Source organism: Brenneria sp. g21c3 (genome assembly GCF_040240345.1).
Taxonomy (GTDB): domain Bacteria; phylum Pseudomonadota; class Gammaproteobacteria; order Enterobacterales; family Enterobacteriaceae; genus Brenneria.
This window is the reverse complement of sequence record NZ_JBEIAB010000033.1, coordinates 1-16297: the sequence shown is the minus strand read 5'-3', so window position 1 is coordinate 16297 and position 16297 is coordinate 1. Positions and strand designations below refer to the sequence as shown.

At 43.8% G+C, this 16297-nt stretch carries 22 protein-coding genes and 9 pseudogenes; 27 read left to right on the top strand and 4 right to left on the bottom strand.

All coding sequences use genetic code 11. The features are described 5' to 3' along the window. Nucleotides 1–128: 128 nt before the first annotated feature. The 5 genes and pseudogenes from ABRZ28_RS23895 to ABRZ28_RS23880 all read left to right on the top strand — a co-directional run. A pseudogene (locus tag ABRZ28_RS23895) lies at nt 129–772 on the top strand (RHS repeat-associated core domain-containing protein); the annotation flags it as partial. A gap of 17 nt (nt 773–789) precedes the next feature. After that, nucleotides 790–1395, top strand: a complete 606-nt coding sequence (locus tag ABRZ28_RS23890) for a hypothetical protein (protein WP_330521836.1) — start codon at nt 790–792, stop codon at nt 1393–1395. A gap of 229 nt (nt 1396–1624) precedes the next feature. Further along, nucleotides 1625–2178: pseudogene (locus ABRZ28_RS23885) on the top strand (RHS repeat-associated core domain-containing protein); the annotation flags it as partial. Between the two features lie 9 nt (nt 2179–2187). After that, nucleotides 2188–2514: a TreTu family toxin gene (locus ABRZ28_RS24345; RefSeq protein ID WP_442878744.1), complete on the top strand. Its 327-nt coding sequence runs from the start codon at nt 2188–2190 to the stop codon at nt 2512–2514. After that, nucleotides 2499–2762 carry an immunity protein TriTu family protein gene (locus ABRZ28_RS23880; RefSeq protein ID WP_319606673.1) on the top strand — a complete coding sequence of 88 codons (264 nt, stop codon included), beginning with the start codon at nt 2499–2501 and terminating at the stop codon, nt 2760–2762. Before ABRZ28_RS24345 ends, ABRZ28_RS23880 begins: the two co-directional genes overlap by 16 nt. Nucleotides 2763–2814: 52 nt before the next feature. On the opposite strand, the pseudogene ABRZ28_RS23875 reads toward ABRZ28_RS23880, so the two are convergent. Continuing rightward, nucleotides 2815–2949, bottom strand: a pseudogene (locus tag ABRZ28_RS23875) (SymE family type I addiction module toxin); the annotation flags it as partial. A 389-nt stretch (nt 2950–3338) separates the two neighbouring features. On the opposite strand from ABRZ28_RS23875, the gene ABRZ28_RS23870 reads away from it, so the two are divergent. Both ABRZ28_RS23870 and ABRZ28_RS23865 read left to right on the top strand, forming a co-directional pair. Further along, entirely contained in the window at nt 3339–3536 is a 198-nt protein-coding gene (locus tag ABRZ28_RS23870) for a hypothetical protein (RefSeq protein ID WP_330521835.1), read from the top strand. Between the two features lie 30 nt (nt 3537–3566). Further along, the gene (locus tag ABRZ28_RS23865) at nt 3567–3905 is read left to right on the top strand and encodes a hypothetical protein (protein ID WP_330521834.1); all 339 of its coding nucleotides are present in this window, start codon (nt 3567–3569) and stop codon (nt 3903–3905) included. Nucleotides 3906–3956: 51 nt separating this feature from the next. Here ABRZ28_RS23865 and ABRZ28_RS23860 read toward each other — a convergent pair whose 3' ends face one another. Beyond that, nucleotides 3957–4331 (bottom strand): SymE family type I addiction module toxin, encoded by a 375-nt coding sequence (locus tag ABRZ28_RS23860; RefSeq protein WP_330521833.1) that lies wholly within the window; start codon nt 4329–4331, stop codon nt 3957–3959. On the opposite strand from ABRZ28_RS23860, the pseudogene ABRZ28_RS23855 reads away from it, so the two are divergent. From ABRZ28_RS23855 to ABRZ28_RS23825, 7 genes and pseudogenes are all read left to right on the top strand, one after another. Beyond that, nucleotides 4212–4854: pseudogene (locus ABRZ28_RS23855) on the top strand (RHS repeat domain-containing protein); the annotation flags it as partial. The gene ABRZ28_RS23860 and the pseudogene ABRZ28_RS23855 sit on opposite strands and share 120 nt — an antisense overlap. Before the next feature lie 138 nt (nt 4855–4992). Beyond that, complete coding sequence (locus ABRZ28_RS23850; RefSeq protein WP_330521832.1) at nt 4993–5187, top strand: hypothetical protein; 195 nt, start codon at nt 4993–4995, stop codon at nt 5185–5187. An 82-nt stretch (nt 5188–5269) separates the two neighbouring features. Next, the gene (locus ABRZ28_RS23845) at nt 5270–5674 is read left to right on the top strand and encodes an immunity 22 family protein (protein WP_330521831.1); all 405 of its coding nucleotides are present in this window, start codon (nt 5270–5272) and stop codon (nt 5672–5674) included. Between the two features lie 397 nt (nt 5675–6071). After that, nucleotides 6072–6461, top strand: coding sequence for a hypothetical protein (locus ABRZ28_RS23840; RefSeq protein ID WP_330521830.1), 390 nt, complete (start codon nt 6072–6074; stop codon nt 6459–6461). Between the two features lie 30 nt (nt 6462–6491). Beyond that, the gene (locus tag ABRZ28_RS23835; protein WP_330521829.1) at nt 6492–6953 is read left to right on the top strand and encodes an RHS repeat-associated core domain-containing protein; all 462 of its coding nucleotides are present in this window, start codon (nt 6492–6494) and stop codon (nt 6951–6953) included. Continuing rightward, nucleotides 6943–7233, top strand: coding sequence for a ribonuclease domain-containing protein (locus ABRZ28_RS23830; protein WP_330521828.1), 291 nt, complete (start codon nt 6943–6945; stop codon nt 7231–7233). Before ABRZ28_RS23835 ends, ABRZ28_RS23830 begins: the two co-directional genes overlap by 11 nt. Then, nucleotides 7233–7574 (top strand): barstar family protein, encoded by a 342-nt coding sequence (locus ABRZ28_RS23825; RefSeq protein ID WP_330521827.1) that lies wholly within the window; start codon nt 7233–7235, stop codon nt 7572–7574. Before ABRZ28_RS23830 ends, ABRZ28_RS23825 begins: the two co-directional genes overlap by 1 nt. Nucleotides 7575–7636: 62 nt before the next feature. Here the strand turns inward: ABRZ28_RS23825 and ABRZ28_RS23820 are convergent, their stop codons facing one another. Next, on the bottom strand, nt 7637–7849 hold the full coding sequence (locus tag ABRZ28_RS23820; protein ID WP_330521826.1) for a SymE family type I addiction module toxin: 213 nt from the start codon (nt 7847–7849) through the stop codon (nt 7637–7639). A 55-nt stretch (nt 7850–7904) separates the two neighbouring features. On the opposite strand from ABRZ28_RS23820, the gene ABRZ28_RS23815 reads away from it, so the two are divergent. The 9 genes and pseudogenes from ABRZ28_RS23815 to ABRZ28_RS23780 all read left to right on the top strand — a co-directional run bounded on the left by ABRZ28_RS23815 (nt 7905) and on the right by ABRZ28_RS23780 (nt 12825). After that, nucleotides 7905–8186 (top strand): polymorphic toxin type 8 domain-containing protein, encoded by a 282-nt coding sequence (locus ABRZ28_RS23815; RefSeq protein ID WP_349824373.1) that lies wholly within the window; start codon nt 7905–7907, stop codon nt 8184–8186. Nucleotides 8187–8203: 17 nt separating this feature from the next. Beyond that, nucleotides 8204–8344, top strand: a complete 141-nt coding sequence (locus ABRZ28_RS23810) for a DUF2750 domain-containing protein (protein WP_330521825.1) — start codon at nt 8204–8206, stop codon at nt 8342–8344. Beyond that, complete coding sequence (locus ABRZ28_RS23805) at nt 8322–8597, top strand: DUF2750 domain-containing protein (RefSeq protein ID WP_330521824.1); 276 nt, start codon at nt 8322–8324, stop codon at nt 8595–8597. The genes ABRZ28_RS23810 and ABRZ28_RS23805 overlap by 23 nt, the downstream gene beginning before the upstream one ends. Nucleotides 8598–8779: 182 nt before the next feature. Further along, nucleotides 8780–9245 (top strand): annotated as a pseudogene (locus tag ABRZ28_RS23800) (RHS repeat-associated core domain-containing protein); the annotation flags it as partial. Continuing rightward, on the top strand, nt 9242–9724 hold the full coding sequence (locus ABRZ28_RS23795) for an immunity 26/phosphotriesterase HocA family protein (protein WP_330521822.1): 483 nt from the start codon (nt 9242–9244) through the stop codon (nt 9722–9724). The pseudogene ABRZ28_RS23800 and the gene ABRZ28_RS23795, both read left to right, overlap by 4 nt. A gap of 635 nt (nt 9725–10359) precedes the next feature. Then, nucleotides 10360–10431: pseudogene (locus tag ABRZ28_RS24340) on the top strand (RHS repeat-associated core domain-containing protein); the annotation flags it as partial. Between the two features lie 350 nt (nt 10432–10781). Next, nucleotides 10782–11120, top strand: coding sequence for a hypothetical protein (locus ABRZ28_RS23790; RefSeq protein ID WP_319606641.1), 339 nt, complete (start codon nt 10782–10784; stop codon nt 11118–11120). Between the two features lie 255 nt (nt 11121–11375). Next, nucleotides 11376–11927 (top strand): annotated as a pseudogene (locus tag ABRZ28_RS23785) (type IV secretion protein Rhs); the annotation flags it as partial. Between the two features lie 217 nt (nt 11928–12144). Then, nucleotides 12145–12825 (top strand): hypothetical protein, encoded by a 681-nt coding sequence (locus ABRZ28_RS23780; protein WP_330521821.1) that lies wholly within the window; start codon nt 12145–12147, stop codon nt 12823–12825. A gap of 107 nt (nt 12826–12932) precedes the next feature. Here the strand turns inward: ABRZ28_RS23780 and ABRZ28_RS23775 are convergent. Further along, nucleotides 12933–13735: pseudogene (locus ABRZ28_RS23775) on the bottom strand (IS5 family transposase). Between the two features lie 281 nt (nt 13736–14016). On the opposite strand from ABRZ28_RS23775, the pseudogene ABRZ28_RS23770 reads away from it, so the two are divergent. The 4 genes and pseudogenes from ABRZ28_RS23770 to ABRZ28_RS23755 form a co-directional block, all read left to right on the top strand. Next, a pseudogene (locus tag ABRZ28_RS23770) lies at nt 14017–14547 on the top strand (RHS repeat-associated core domain-containing protein); the annotation flags it as partial. Between the two features lie 74 nt (nt 14548–14621). Further along, on the top strand, nt 14622–15227 hold the full coding sequence (locus ABRZ28_RS23765; RefSeq protein WP_330521820.1) for a DUF6707 family protein: 606 nt from the start codon (nt 14622–14624) through the stop codon (nt 15225–15227). Between the two features lie 358 nt (nt 15228–15585). Beyond that, complete coding sequence (locus ABRZ28_RS23760; RefSeq protein ID WP_330521819.1) at nt 15586–15768, top strand: hypothetical protein; 183 nt, start codon at nt 15586–15588, stop codon at nt 15766–15768. After that, entirely contained in the window at nt 15765–16232 is a 468-nt protein-coding gene (locus tag ABRZ28_RS23755) for a DcrB-related protein (RefSeq protein ID WP_330521818.1), read from the top strand. The genes ABRZ28_RS23760 and ABRZ28_RS23755 overlap by 4 nt, the downstream gene beginning before the upstream one ends. Nucleotides 16233–16297 lie beyond the last annotated feature (65 nt).

Below are 16297 nucleotides of genomic sequence, written 5' to 3'. Positions count from 1 at the left end.
AGAATGGCAGTGGTTTTATAATCACGAAAGGCCGAATATGGCGTTGGGCGGATATACCCCAAAACAGCATGTGTTACGTGCTGCATAACTCTACTTATGGCATCCGTTAAAAATGGGGGGATTACCGGCTGACGGATGCCGAAGGGCGGCTACGCTGGGAGTGCCAAAACGGCGCCTGGGGAAAACTGCTACGCGAAACCTCGCTTCAGGGGCCCGGCTTCGCCCAAAATCTGCGCATGCAGGGCCAGTATCTGGACCGGGAAATCGGACTGCACTATAACTGTTCCGTTACTACGATCCGGACAGCGGGCGGTTTACGACGCAGGATCCGATAGAGCTGGCGGGTGGGCTGAATCTTTATCAGTATGCACCGGATGCTTTGGGTTGGGTTGATCCGTGGGGGTTAAGTTGTTCCAGTGATGCTAAGGCTCTCAGGGTAAATATGGTTGCTGCTGGTAAAGTAGAGCCTAATTTCAAAAACTCTGCGCACCATATCATTATGTCGAATTCTACAGATTCACGAATGGTTACACTACAGAATAAAATGAAAACTCTGGGGACTGATATCAATACTGCTGAAAATGGAATATTTTTTCCTTCGAATAGTAAAGTTCAACTTCCAGCTGGAAATACTTTACCTAATCATGCAAGTATCCATACAAACGCTTATAAGCAGAAAAAATTTGATCGTTTGAAGTCAATAAACAATAGTGACGACTTCTTGAAAGAACTAAACAAAATAAATTCAGAAATAGCCAATGGTGTTTTCTGATTTTTGGAGGAGATATTATGATTGAGTTATCCCAGATTGAGAAAAGATATAATGAAGTAAGCTCCAATCATGAAAAATACTTGTCTGAATATACATCTATTATATTATCAAACTCTAATAAATCTGAGATAAGCAAAGGTGCTTTATATAACCTCCGCCCTTATGAGATGGAGAGAGCAGGATTTAAAAAAGGCAGAAAGCTCAATAAACTACCATCAGCTATAAAAAACACACATGTTTATTATTTTGACAAGTCAGGGCGTATTATATTAATTAAAACATATGGGATGTCTGAAAAAATAATCAATAGAGAGTTTTGTATTTATGGCGACAGTCATTTGGAACGCCTGTATTTTACAAGCTCAGGGCAATTGAGAAACATATCTGCATCTCTCTTCGTAGACTCAATAATAAAAAAAGATATAAATTGGGGAATGTATGGGTGTAGTATATCTGATTATATATATAACGAGGCTATTCTTGAGAAAATAACCGTGTATCAGAAAGAACATAAAGACTCGTCATTCTCAGAGTTTGATGTTATTTTTAAATATAAAAATAATGAGTTAGAAAGTATCACAAATGTTTTCCCTAACGGTTATCAAGAACAGCGATTCCCATAATTAGAAAGATAAAAACCGGGGTGAATATAATTCTTCCCGGTTTTTATTATTTAACTCTCGCTCAGCACACCTAAATACGTGATCCTAATATCGCTACACTTTTACCAGGCTCTATTTCCCTTCGGGAATGGGCTGACGGCCACCTGACTCACTATATCGCCACTATCACTACGATGCCGCCGCCGAGCGGCTGTTGGCACAGGAAGGCTCCCTGCCGGATACGGAGCATTACCGTTACGATCCCCTCGGACGCCGCACCCATAAACAGGTGTGGCTGCAAAGCCGGGATCTGCGCCAGCCCAGCGGGCAACGGCAAACCACCACCTTTCTGTGGGAAGGCTTCCGGTTGCTGCAGGAAACCCGTAATGGCACCCCACTCACCTATGTGTATGCCGATCAGGGCAGCTACGAGCCGCTGGCGCGTATTGACGGCATAGCGCATGCACAGGTGTGTATTTTCATAATGCGCCCAACGGCGAACCGGAAAGCCTGACGGACAGCGAAGGCACCTTACGCTGGCAAGGCCACAGCAGCGCCTGGGGCAAGTTGAGCGATGGGGAAAACCAGCAAACGCTGGATTATTCCCAAAACCTGCGTCTGCAGGGCCAATACCTGGATCGCGAAACCGGACTGCACTACAATCTGTTCCGTTACTACGATCCGGATATCGGCAGATTCACCCAGCATGACCCGATAGGGCTGATGGGTGGGTTGAACCTTTATGCTTATGCGCCGGATCCGTTGGGGTGGATCGACCCGTTAGGTTTGAGTAATGTTACAGTTGGTCGTTGGATGGGGCCTACTGAATATAAACAAATGGTAGATAGTGGAAGAGTTGTACAAAGCTCCACTGGCGCCACTCATGTGGCTCATCCCGAGAATATCGACGCTTTTGGTAAACAAGCTAAACCGGGTACGATGTATGTCGAATTTGATGTGCCGAAAAACTCATTGATTAAAACTAATGACGGTTGGGCAAAAATAGTTGGACCTGATTCTCTTGAAGGCCGTTTAGTAAAACGTAAAGGCTTGCCTGTTCCTGAAATGCCATCAGCGAATAAAATAGAAGTTAAAGCTCATAAAACTGAAACCGGAATAAAAAAATGCTCCAAGATGTAAAGGATTGGATTTTATCTCATGGTGATTATGAGGTTAAAATCAATAACAATGAACTTACTGATAGTTTAGTTGTTGATTTTGAAAATGAAAGCAAGATCGCCCGTTTTACTGTATGGGATGATAAATCATGTATGTTAGAAATAATGGATGTTAATACCGAAAAATACATTATTAATGACAGAAGGGAATTATCTGAAACTAGCGAAATAATAGAAGCCTTTAAAGAGTTCAGTTCTCTTTTAGATTAAATAAAGCCGGAAGTGATCCTAATGATCCTTCCGGCTTTTTATTATCTGTCGTCTACAGGTTAATCTTGGTCTCAATCACCAATCTGCCCTGCTCAACCGTCACCGTTATTGGCATCCCGGTGATAAACCCCGATTCTTCGAGCCAGCGCCCCTTAAGGTTGATGGCCGGGGGCGGGTTGGGTCTGCCGTTTTACTCGCCTCATTCTGAGGCTCGCCCTGTGGGCCAGTTAAAACTGTTCAAACCTGTTTGCAACAGGTTTGTGCGAGGCGTATCCCACCGTGTAGTGACGCGCTGTTTTGGACAATTTATTTACCATTCTGTATGTCTTAGAATGAATTCCAACCTCAGCCAACTTTCTTGTCGGTGGGCGGTAGCGTGCGCGATTTCTTGAACTATGACGACAAGATGAAGGTAATTTACAGCCGAAACCAATAGTACGATTCGAAAATCGGATGGATTGTTGCACTTGACCCGATAGGGCTACGGGTGGGCGGAATCTTTATCAATATGCGCCGAATGCGCTGACGTGGATCGATCCGCTCGGGCTAGCCTGTATCCCAAATAAGAAAGCGGGAATGGCCCGAGAGAAGCGAGCACAAGCTATTTTAGAAAAACGTTATGGCAAAGAAAATGTGCTCAGCGAGAGTTGCTTACGTGATTCTACAGGCCGCTCAGTAAAAGATCCGCTGATGGGTAAAAAAAGAAGAAAGAATACGAGACGCCGGTGGTTTTTTTATGAAAAACAAAAATACTGGCGAGTTAATACAGCTTGATAATTTATCGATCATTGTAAGGGCCAAATAATGAGTAATGTAGATTTTACTCTATATAGTATTCCCACTTTAATTTCTAGAAATAAAAGCAAAGAGTACCAAAAGAGCATAATTAGAGCAGCAACAGCACTATTTCATTTTATGGATGATAATCAGTTGCTTGTAAATATTAGACCTTTTGATGAAACGGGGAATTTAAATATTGATATAGTGGTTAAAGTATCAAATGTTACTGATGATGGATTTAAGTTATTTAAAAATAAGGTTATATCAGGTTGGCATGATTATTTAGATAGAAGTACAGCCCCTGATAAATACGAAAACATAAGTCGTCTTGAGAAAGGCCTGGCAAAAATAAGAGATAAATAAAAACAAAGCCGGAAGCGATCTAAACGATCCTTCCGGCACTTTAATTATCTGTCAGTCATTCTCCATTATCCCCGCCAGACCCAACCTACCGGGAAAGCGATTAAGCCAGTCGGCGGCGGCGCGTTCATCGAACGATTCTCGGCTTAATCCTTCCAGACAGTGCCAGAGTTCACTAATATCCTGCACGGTGATAACGAGGCAGCCCGGCATCACACGCAGCTTGAGCGGCTGGCCGGTGCTGAACCCGGTTTCCTGTAGCCACTTGCCAGTGATGGTAATGACGGGTGGGAGGTTACGCTGTTCGTCAACCGGCTGACCGACGTCGTCAGCCAGCCCCGACGCCACAATACGCCGCAGGTTCACGTCAGCTTCCGCTATGACCCGCTGGGAAGGCGCATCAGCAAGACCCGCCGGCAAACGCTGCACGGGGCAACCATCACCACCCGCTTTATCTGGGAGGGGTTCCGGCTGTTGCAGGAGGTTCGGGACGGCGGCCTGCCGCTGACATATGTGTACGCAGACCCGGACAGTTTCGCGCCGCTGGCACGCATCGACGGCCTCGCCTCCCCCGAAATTTTCTGGTTCCACAGCCAGCCCAACGACATGCCGGAGTGGCAGACCAATGCCGAAGGGCGGCTGCGCTGGGAAGGCCGCAACGGCGCCTGGGGCAAACTGCTGCGCGAACGCCCGCTGCCCGACTCAGCTTCCGCCCAGAACCTGCGCACGCAGGGTCAGTATCCGAACCGGGACAAATTTTCCGGAAGAAAATTTGAACAGCGCAAAGGGCTGACCTTAAGGGGCGAGTCTAATGGATGAGGCGAGTATTCCCGGACTGCACTACAATCTGTTCCGTTACTATGACTCGGACTGCGGACGGTTTACCCAGCAGGATCTGGTAAGACTGGCGGGTGGGATACATTTTCATCAGTATTCGCCGAATGCATTGGGATGAATTGATCCATGGGGATGGGCTGCATGGCAAAAAGGTGAATTTGATTCATGGTTTGACAAAGCAACTGTCAACGACATTATTGAGAATAAAGTTAATGTTGAAGCTGCTCTAAGAAGTCCAGGAAGCAAACATGAAATGTTCCCTGTATCAATGGCAGCGAAAGCAAAAGAGCTTGGATTTTCAGAAAAAGAACTAAAAACAATGACCGTTCCTACAAATCAAATCATTTTGTCGATGTTACAGATAGTAAAGGTTCTCCTATCCCTGATGGAAAACATCATGGAAGCCGTGCTGGTAGACATTTTCATAATAAGCTTATTGCCGAATTGAATGAAGCAACGACTAAAAAGGAGGCTATTAACATAATTAAATCTCACCATAGAAACCATATGAGACTAAATGGGTGCGAAAAATGACAGAACAATCACAGAAAGTTCATTTATGGATAGGTACAAATACTACAAGTGAAGAGAAATATCTAAAATACTTCGAGTTGGACTATTCTACAGAAGGTGATTTAGACGATCCCAACTATACTCCTTGCCAATTCTGTAAAGATGTAAATATAAAATGGTACGATGAAGATTTTATCGGAATTATACCTCGCCATGAAAAAGAAGTTGACATCGATACAATATTAGAAGATGCTGCCATTGACTTGGGTGAATTTGAGAAAATAAAAAAAACATGTTTTAAGCTAGGAATAAAAAAAACCAACGCAATATTTTGGCATGCGGATCACGAGCTAAACATAAGCCCACCATATAAAGAAAACTATAATGGATTAAAATACATTGGAGTATTCAGAGAAGATTAACACGACTCATTAAATATAACCCTATAATAAACAAGGAATTAAAAAATATAAATTAACACGTACGGTTGTATTCTCACAATAAAAATAAGTCAACGCAATAAGAATGGGGGAAAATAACATTATCCCATTCTTATTAACTTGGTATTTCTTAGTCAAGAAAAATAATTACCTTGATTTATTAAAACACTATTTTATTTTGATTAAACTGGCTCTAACCGTATTTTATGACCTAATATTCATTTCAATCCATTAATATGTCACTGATTAAGGAATAGGCTATTATTGTGTATAAGAGTGAAATTAAAGCTAATGCCGCCGGGTCATTGAACGCGCCTTTGCCGCCAATACGCCCGACACGTTTTCACACTTTTTCAGCCACGATGCCGCCGGGCGCCTATTGGCACAGGAAGGCGCCCTGCCGGATACGGAGCATTACCGTTACGATCCGGCCGCCAACCTGCTGGCCGAGGGGCAATATCGCCAACATCATAACCGGGTGCCGCACTACAAAGGCATCGATTACCGCTACGATACCTTCGGCCGTACGGTCGAGAAGCATAAAGATCGCTACCGCTGGCACTATCGCTATGACGCCGAACACCGTCTGACCGAAGTGATACGCCACAGCGCGCACGACAATGAGCCGGTGCAACATGTGCAGTTCCGTTACGATCCCCTCGGACGCCGCACCCATAAACAGGTGTGGCTGCAAAGCCGGGATCTGCGCCAGCCCGCCGGGCAACGGCAAGCCACCACCTTCCTGTGGGAAGGTTTCCGGTTGCTGTAGGAAACCCGTAATGGTACCCCGCTCACCTATGTGTATGCCGATCAGGGCCGCTATGAGCCGCTGGCGCGTATCGACGGCATAGCGCATGCACAGGTGATGTATTTTCATAATGCGCCCAACGGCGAACCGGAAAGCCTGACGGACAGCGACGACACGCTACGCTGGCAGGGCCACAGCAGCGCCTGGGGCAAGTTGAGCGATGGGGAAAAACAGCAGACGCTGGATTATTCCCAAAACCTGCGTCTGCAGGGCCAATACCTGGATCGCGAAACCGGACTGCACTACAATCTGTTCCGTTACTACGATCCGGATATCGACAGATTCACCCAGCATGACCCGATAGGGGTGCTGGGGGGATTAAACAACTACGCTTACGCACCGAATCCGCTGACATGGATTGATCCGCTGGGGCTCAAATGCACTCATTCAGCAAGTAATCTAAGCAGGCTCATGCTGCCATTAAAGATAAATGGGGCATCATATGACCCCTAAAGAAATGCGAGAACTTCAAAATACTATAAATAATATAAAGTTAAATCGCCCTGTTCACTCGAGAGACGGTATTCCGTTTAAGAATTCCCATGAAATGAGTCCAAATAGTCAACGGTTAGATACAGGCAGTGGGCCATATAGAGAATGGACTGTTAAAACACCAGGTATTAGTAATCGAAGCACAAGACGTATCGTTGTTGATAAGGGAACAGGGAAAGCCTATCACAGTCATGATCATTATGATTCGTTCATAGAGATAGAGCTTGGAGGATGGAAATAATGAAAGTAAAAAGATTATATATTGATTTTTCTAAATTAGAGACAATGGATGACTTTCATAATGAAATGAAATCCATCTTTGGCTTTCCTGATTTCTATGGAAAAAACACTCATGCGTTAATTGATTGTTTAACAAGTTTACGTTATCCAGACGATGGAATGACTACTATTACATTAAAAAAAGACGAAACATTATTATTGGAAGTGAATAATTTAAATTATAGAAACATTGAAGTAGTGAATACATTTTTTTCATCTATTCAATACGTTAACTATCGATGTGCTTATTTAAAAGACAAAGAGGCAATAGCTATATTATTAAACCAATCTATAGATTTATAAAAATAGCTGGAAGAGATCTTAGTGATCCTTCCGGCTATTTTTAACTATTTTTAGTTCAGTGATCAGAGATTAATCGCGGTATCAATCACTAGTCTCCCCCGCTCAACCGTCACTGTTATCGGTATACCAGTCATAAAGCCCGACTCTTTGAGCCCGCGGCCCTTAAGGTTGATGGCAGACGGTGGGTTGTGCGGAGCGTATCCCACCGTGTAGTAACGTTCTGTTTTAGCTGCTTTATTTATCACGCCGTCTGACTTAGAATGCGTCTCAGCCATAGTCAACTTTCTCTTAGGTGGGCGGTAGCGTGAGCAATTTCCAGCACTATGACGACTGCATGAAAGTAATTTACAGCCGAAGCAAGTAGTACGATCCGAAAATCGGACTAATTATTGCGCCGGACCCGATAGATCTGACGGGCATCGAAAAACAATTCGAAATCCTCCCGGATATGACTTAGCTAACTGGAGAGGATATGAATCAGCAAAAGGATTTGATTACAATTATTCTGAGTCCCAGATTCGTGAACAGCATCGTTCTCAGCACCGTTACGATGGGGGAGGAAGAGAAAATAAGCTCAGAGTTAGTAATAAATGTAAAGCAAACGTGGATTAGGTTGCTAAGGAATTAAAATGAAAGTTTCGGCTAAAGAAATTGAAGTTATGTTCAGTAAGCCTGCGAAAGATCGGTATATCTATTTCATTAAGCGTGTGGCCGATTGGGAGTCTGCATGGACTTTAGGTGATGACGATGGTTATGTCACTACCGAGTGATGACAATGGTAGAACCTCCCTCCCACTCTGGCCAGCCAAAGAATATGCTCAAATTAGTGCTAAGGGTAATTGGGATGGCCTGCAATTAAAAGAAATATCTCTTGACGAGTTACTTGACGAATTGTTACCACAGCTGATCGAAGATACAGTAGATCTTGCTATATTTATGTCTCCAAATGAAATAAATGTTCCTACATTACCTGCAAAAAATGTTTTGAAAGATTTACTTGTGGAATGTGAGAAGTATGAATAATTAATAATTGCCGGAAGCGCCTCCGGCTTTTATTTTAGCCCCTAATATAAACTAGAACTGTTTACGTTCTCAAACGAGCCAAGCTAGGTAAACCTCGGTGAAAGGAATGCAGCTCTATGATTTATGATGCAAAAATGAGGGCAAATTACAACCAAAACTGATAGTACGACCCAAGATAGAGACGTTTTACACAACCGGACCCGATAGGGTTGGCGGGTGGGCTGAATCTTTATCAGTATACGCCGAATGCTTTGGATTGATCCTCTGGGGTTAACTCATCTTAATGCGCCGGGTTATAATGTTTATGGATTGTTCCACCCTGGAGCTAAAGAACCTTATTATATTGGAATTACCAATGATATAGCTCGGAGAAGAGCTGAACATATTGAAACAGGAAGATTGTCACCAAATTCGAGAATGAAACCTCTCGACAGTAATGTAACCTATGGCCAGGCTAGAGGTTATGAACAATACTATATTGAGAAATATAAGACTAGAACAGGAACTATAGGAGAGGATATATCGCCAACTAATAGAGTAAACAAATACAACTTATTTTATCATCGGCGTTCCGATATAAGGGCGCAGGAATTTAAAAATTCTTATAATAGCAAGAGTAATGGGTCAACCGGGAGAGGATGCGGATGAGCAATTTTAAATTATGGGGGTGGGATAAAAAACCACGAACAATACTACGTTCTGTTAAGACTGGAGATATATTTTGCTTTAAGCTAGATGATAGCAAGTATTGCTTTGGACGAATAATATCAAAAATAATTACTGGGCATGTTGCTGAGATATTTAACTTTATATCAAAAGAACCAACAATATCAGAGGATAATATTAATATTGCAACACGAATCACGCCACCAATAGTAATTGACACATATTCTTTATTCGATAAAAAAATAGAAAAAGGAAGCGATTGGCGGATTATAGGTCATCAGCATGATTATATAATAAAAGATGTGGATGATGTGTTCTTTGTATATGGCTTAGAAAATTCCTGCAAAAAAGTAGATGTGTTTGGTAATGAGACAAGTGTCTCTGAAGAAGATGCAGAGAATTATCCGGAGTTAAGCCCTAACGGTGACTATCATGTCAAAATTTTATTAAAAGACATTTAATTAAATAAAACCGGGTAAAATATATTAATTTTCACCCGACATATTTATTATTTAATTTCCGTGAGGCTTGTTGTTAAAATTACAAACCGTTGGGGCTTTGCAACTGTCAATGTTTCCGCACTTCGTGCCGGAATTTACCCGGTAGCTAGCTCACTACTCGGTCCCCCACCCACTTGCCTAATCCGGGAATCCGCTCGTCTTTCAATACGCATTCATCGTGGCAACCTTTTTCGTCGGCATGTTTCGCTGATGTTATCGGCGACAAGCAACGCAACGTGATTTGCTCAGGTTGCGGCGCGGCGCCCGCCGCTTCTAGCCAGCGAGGTTATTGGCGACGGCGGGTTGGCTCTGCCGTTTTACTCGCCTCATTCTGAGGCTCGCCCTGTGGGCCAGTTAAAACTGTTCAAACCTGTTTGCAACAGGTTTGTGCGAGGCGTATCCCACCGTGTAGTAACTTTATGTTTTAGCTGATTTATTTACCGCACCGTCTGACTTAGAATACGTCTCAACGATAGTCAACTTTCTCGTCGGTGGGCGGTAACATGGGCGATTTCTTGAACTATGACGACGAGATAAAGGTAATTTACAGCCGTAACCGATAGTACGTCCTGTCAGACGGATGGATTGCTTGATAAGATCCGATAGGGCTTGCGGGGGGGCTGAATCTTTATCAGTACGCGCCGAATCCGTTGGGGTGGATAGATCCGTGAGGATTGGCATGTATCCCTAATAAGGTCGCTGGAACGACCAGAGAGAAACGCGCACAAGCTATTTTAGAAAGGCGTTACGGCAAACAGAACGTACTGAGTAAGCGCTACTTACGTGGTGCAGATGGTAAACTCTCTGACTGGCGAACGCCGTCGAATTGACTTTGTAGTGAAGGGACTGGATGGTAAGTGGCGGCCTATTGAAATAACGAGCCGAACAGGTGCTTTAAACAAGGACCCCCAAATAGCGAAAGAAGGAAGACTTCGTGAAGCTGGAGGGATTTCGTAAAAAATAAAAATACAGGTGAATTAATTCAATTGGATGAACTATCAATAGTCATTGGGGTGAAATGATGGGTGAAACTGATTTTACTTTACATAATGTTCAAATGTTACTCACGAGAAATAAGAGTAAGCAATGGCAAGAGGAAATTATTAAAAGTTCAACGGTATTGTTAGCTTTTTTGAAAAACAATGGACTATTAGTTGATGTGGATCCTTTTGATGAACAAGGGAAATTAAAAATCGACACGGTTATTAAAATGTCAAATGTTACTAAGGATGGTTTGGCATTATTCAAAAATACAGTTGATGGCTGGTATAATTATCTTGCAAGAAGCACAGCGCCTAACAAATACGAAAACATAAGTCGCCTTGAGAAAGGTCTGGTAAAAATAAGAGATAAATAATAAAAAGCCGGAAGCGATCTGAAAGATCCTTTCGGCTTTTTAATTATCGGTTATTATCCCGGCTAGATCCAGCCCACCAGGAAAGCGGTTAAGTCAGTCAGCGGCGGCGCGTTCTTCGAACGGTTCCCGTTATAAAAACAGGTAACGCCAGCTGTACAGCGTCTTGCTATGATGCGGGATGCAGAGATAGAGAGGTCACTGTGTGGCGGTAGCGTGTGCGCTCCCAATAGGACTGATGAGGATATTGACACTGCCGGGCAACAACTCAAGCACTTCTATTACAGCAGCGGCCATCTGCTTGGTATCGCCATCGACCACCGGCCCATCACCGATTTTACCCGCGACCAACAGCACCGGGAAATCAGCCGCACACTGGGGGCGCTCACCACCCGCAGCGAGTACGACCGCCTTGGTCGTCTTCACCGCCGCGACGTCTTTACCGGCGAGATGCCGCGCCCTGCCCCGTGCCGTTGGTCACGCCGCTGGGACTATGACTTCCGCAACAACCTGGTGCGCGAGGAGCGGGACGACAACCTGTTCAATGCCACCCGCTGGCAGTACCGTTACGATACCGAACACCGTCTGACCGAAGTGATACGCCACAGCGCGCACGACAATGAGCCGGTGCAACATGTGCAGTTCCATTACGATCCCCTCGGGCGCCGCACCCATAAACAGGTGTGGCTGCAAAGCCGGGGTCTGCGCCAGCCCACCGGGCAACGGCAAACCACCACCTTCCTGTGGGAAGGCTTTCGGTTGCTGCAGGAAACCCGTGATGGCACCCCGCTCACCTATGTGTATGCCGATATAGCTGAAAATGGGGCAATACTCTGGGGCACACCCGAATCAAGTCACCCAGCCAGGACATCCAGGAAGAGCCACAGCAAGAAGTACTGTGAATTATCATGCAGGGACACATATTCATGGTAAGGAAAATGATAAACTCATTAAGAGCCGCAGAACGGAAAGGTGCAAATATTAGCAGAGTTCTGACAGGGATTACCGGTAAAATGGAAAGCGGCGCTTGGAAAAAAACATTCAAAGCATGTGGTGGAAAATGAATATCATTGACAATGATTTTTTAAAAGAAAAGAGAAGCGAACTGCATAGCAAGTTCTCAATTTTCTCAGATGCTTTTCTGTCTGAATACAAAGCTAGTGAAAAAAAAGTTTGCATGTGGGAATATTCATTAGGAATTTCGAGGGATGTAATTCCATACGAACGATTAGTTCCTTCAATCATACAAACAAATGGGAAAATTCTAAAAAAACCCACAAAGTCAAATTTTGAATCTAAAAATTTAGTTTCATATGGATTAGATGATAACGGGAATGTGATTTTATCAAAGAAAAAATACGATAAAGACGTTGAGAAATATGGGGAAAACATCAGGATTGTAGAAGGCAAAGATGGCCGTACTTTCATCTTAAATGGTCGAATATATATTTCATCCCCCGAGAAAAACAAGCTACTATCTCTGTGTTATTCATATGAGGAAGAAGGGAGTGTCTATTATATTTCCATAACCCCACCAAATGATTGGTTTGTCAGGGTTGATAGCGTATCTGATGGTAAAATAAAAAAGTCCTCTATGTTTTCAACTAGCTGGTTTAAACAAATTGATTATGATTTTATTTATGATAATTCAGACTATCTATCTAAAATAATGATAGGCGATGTTGTTCATTGGGAAAGAAAATTATAAATTATGACAGTGTCAGAAATTTCCCTTTCTGCAACTGAATACTGGCAGGGTATCAGTTGCTCACCTGCAACTACCCGGCTAGGCCACTTTGTACTAGGCTGTGTCCCTTAATTGCATAACTTCTTGTAAAAGAGTCGGATGCAGCCCAGTTTCACCATCGACAGATAGTTCCTCGCCGTTTTGTCGTAATGTGTGGCAATACTCCGCTCTTCTTTTAACCGGCCAAAACATCTCTCCATTACGTGGCGGTGAGCGTCGCTGGCGAATCGTGAGCGCCCGACCGAAGCCATTTTTTCGTTAGATTTTCGGGGGATAACCGCTTTATCCCTTTTCGTTTCAGTTCATTGCGAAGCGCATGTCCTGAGTAAGCTTTGTCAGCCAGCACCGCATAACCACGACGCTTCATACTGCCGCTTTGACGCTGGAAACCAATTCCGTCCAGAAGACGTAATGCGAACTGGCTTTCGTGAGTCTGTCCGGGACTCAGCACGATGTTTAACGGGAGACCGCTTCCGTCTGTCGCCAGATGGATTTTGGTGCCAAAACCACCGCGAGAGCAACCCAAGCCATTCCCCCCGGCGATATCGGGATGTTTTTTGAGCACCGGCAGCACATTTCAGCGCACGGATATTACTGTCATCCAGCACCGCGGCAGACCAGTCAACAGGTTGTTTTCATTAAGTAACGAAAATAACTTGTTGAAAATAATGTTAATAACACCTGACTTCGACCAGCGGTTAAAGCGATTATAAACCGTTTTCCATGGACCATATATCTCAGGTAAATCGCGCCATGATGCACCAGAGCACAACACCCAGAACATGCCGTTGATGATTTTACGATGCTCAGCCCATGGGCGTCCGGCTCGTGGGGATGTAAGTTCAGCTGGCAGTAAGGGCTGGATGATGATCCATGCTTCATCAGTTCAATGTATTGTGGAAACAGGTCGTTACTATAACTCAAGATATTAAGGGACACAGCCGATCGTCCTGCCTGATGGCCGCGCGCTCTATTATGGGAGCGGTCACCTGCTGCAACTGACGCTGGATAACGTCACCATCAGCGAGTTTGAGCGCGATAACCTGCACCGTGAGCTCAGCCGCACCCAGGGCCGCTTGACCAGCCGGGTGCATTACGCTCGGCTGGGCCGCAAGGATCGCCGGGAAATCCACCGCACTGACCGGACGCGCCTGGGGCAAGTTGAGCTATGGGGAAAAACAGCAGACGCTGGATTATTCCCAAAGCCTGCGTCTGCAGGGCCAACACCTGGATCGCGAAACCGGACTGCACTACAATCTGTTCCGTTACTACGATCCGGATATCGGCAGATTCACCCAGCATGATCCGATAGGGCTGGCGGGGGGGATGAATTTATACCAATATGCACCAAACCCACTTACGTGGACGGATCCATTAAGGCTAAAAGGTTGTAAGGTTTTAGAGGGAGACGGCAAAACACATGATATCAAGTTAAGATTAACTAAGGGTCAGTACAAAGAAACTTTCGGACTCATTTCTGATACAATGAAAAGTCGGAATCAAAACATCTATACAATTGCGAGAAACCGAACGTCAATTAATCGTAAAAACTCTCTTAAAGATTTTGAAACCAAAACAGGGTTCGATAGGGATGAATTACCGATGGCAATGTTTAAAGAAGGCGGTTCTGGCGCGAGTGTAAGGTATATTGACCCAAGTGACAACAGAGGGGCTGGTTCTTAGATTGCCCATGCATTGATAAAATACCCTAATGGTACCCGAGTAAAAATAGAAGTTATTGATTAAAGGATAACGAAATGAATATACAAGACCAAATTGATAAAATAAGTCCATCTCTCAATGATCATGTGCAAAAAATACCAAAAAAAAATAAAAAAACAGAAATTATTTTTCTTGAATCACTAACCAGGTTAGCATACAGCCTATATATTTTAAAAAACAATCCATTAACCAATGAATTATTAGATATATTGACGAAAATTCCTTTTAACGATGATTTTGATTACTGGACTTGGATAGAATACGCTCTATCCCTAAAGTCAAGAATGGCTAGAGAAAAAGAAGAATTGACAGAATCCTCTGAAGCGATAAGAAAAATCATCATGGCTACTGAGACCGGAAGTGAATTGGAAATATCTATAAAACGCCGTGTTTTTCAGAGAATGCTAAACGGGGAAAATATTTTTCTTGATGGGCTACATGATGCAATCGACAGTAAAGACAAAGCAATGGAGTATAATGAAAGAATTCTATATTTAATGGAAATTATAAAAATAGATGAAATAAAAAAAGAGACGGAAAAACCCAAGAAACAAGGAAGTACTGAGATAGAAAAACAAATTTTAACCTGCAAAGGAATTATTGACTTAATAGGAATTGAAAAAACAATGCCTTTCAAATAATAACTTAATGAACTTGGAGTTAAGAAACTCCAAATTCAAAAACGAAATAATTATTTGCTAATTATTGCAACCCTGCCACCACTTACGATCAGGTTCAGTCATTGGTCGGGATACCGCATTCAAGCCTAGATGAAATAATGGCTTATAACTATGAACAGCGATGATGACTATAATAATTTCATATTTATAAATTAATCATTACTTATTATCACTGTAGTGAAAAATCATGTCTTATTAAATTAAAAGAAAAAATAAGCAGAATGGTGTTAACAATGTAATTCACAAGGAAATACAATGATTGATTTTCACCAAAATGTAAACTCGTTGAAAAGCTAAATAACTCCGCCCTAACGGCACCATGTCCATCCAGCGTGTGCAGTTTCAGATCAATGCCAGCGGACAGGGCGAAATTAACACTGGCGGCACGCTGGATCTAAACATCAAAAAACCGGCCAAGGCAGAAGCACCGCAACCTACACCGGCAAAAATCACCGAAGAAGTTACCAACACATTCAACAAATCATCAGGGAGCGATGCATGAGCCAGCCTGTTCACTATCTCCTATCCGAAGGCACGCTTGCCTTGCCGGAAGCCGTACAGGATCACAGCGTCACCATTCTGAAACTGTCGAAGACGCGCGCTACGCTGGTCGTCACCCGAGCTTATGACGTCAACCCAGGCCAGGAAGAAGCCGACCTAAAGCAGCAACTGGCGAAGGTAAAGCGCGATATGAAAAAATTTAAGGCGGAAGAAACGCGGGATAGCCATTTTGGCCCCCTGCCCGCTCGCGAAGTCACCGTCCGCTTTGAAAATCAGGGCGTTGCCGTCGTGCAAAAACTGCTGACCGTGGCGCTGGGAACCCATTTGCTGGTGCTCACCTTCAGCACCAGCGCCGGCTTCGCACCCACGACGCAGGCAGTGTGGGACGCTATCCGCCAGGGGTTAATGATCCTACCCACGAATGGTGGACACGCTGTTAAGCGAGTAAAATCGTTAACAAGGTGAACCATGACGCAAGCAAAATCTGTGAAGAAGACATCCCGTAATCAATATACCCCGGAGTTTCGCCA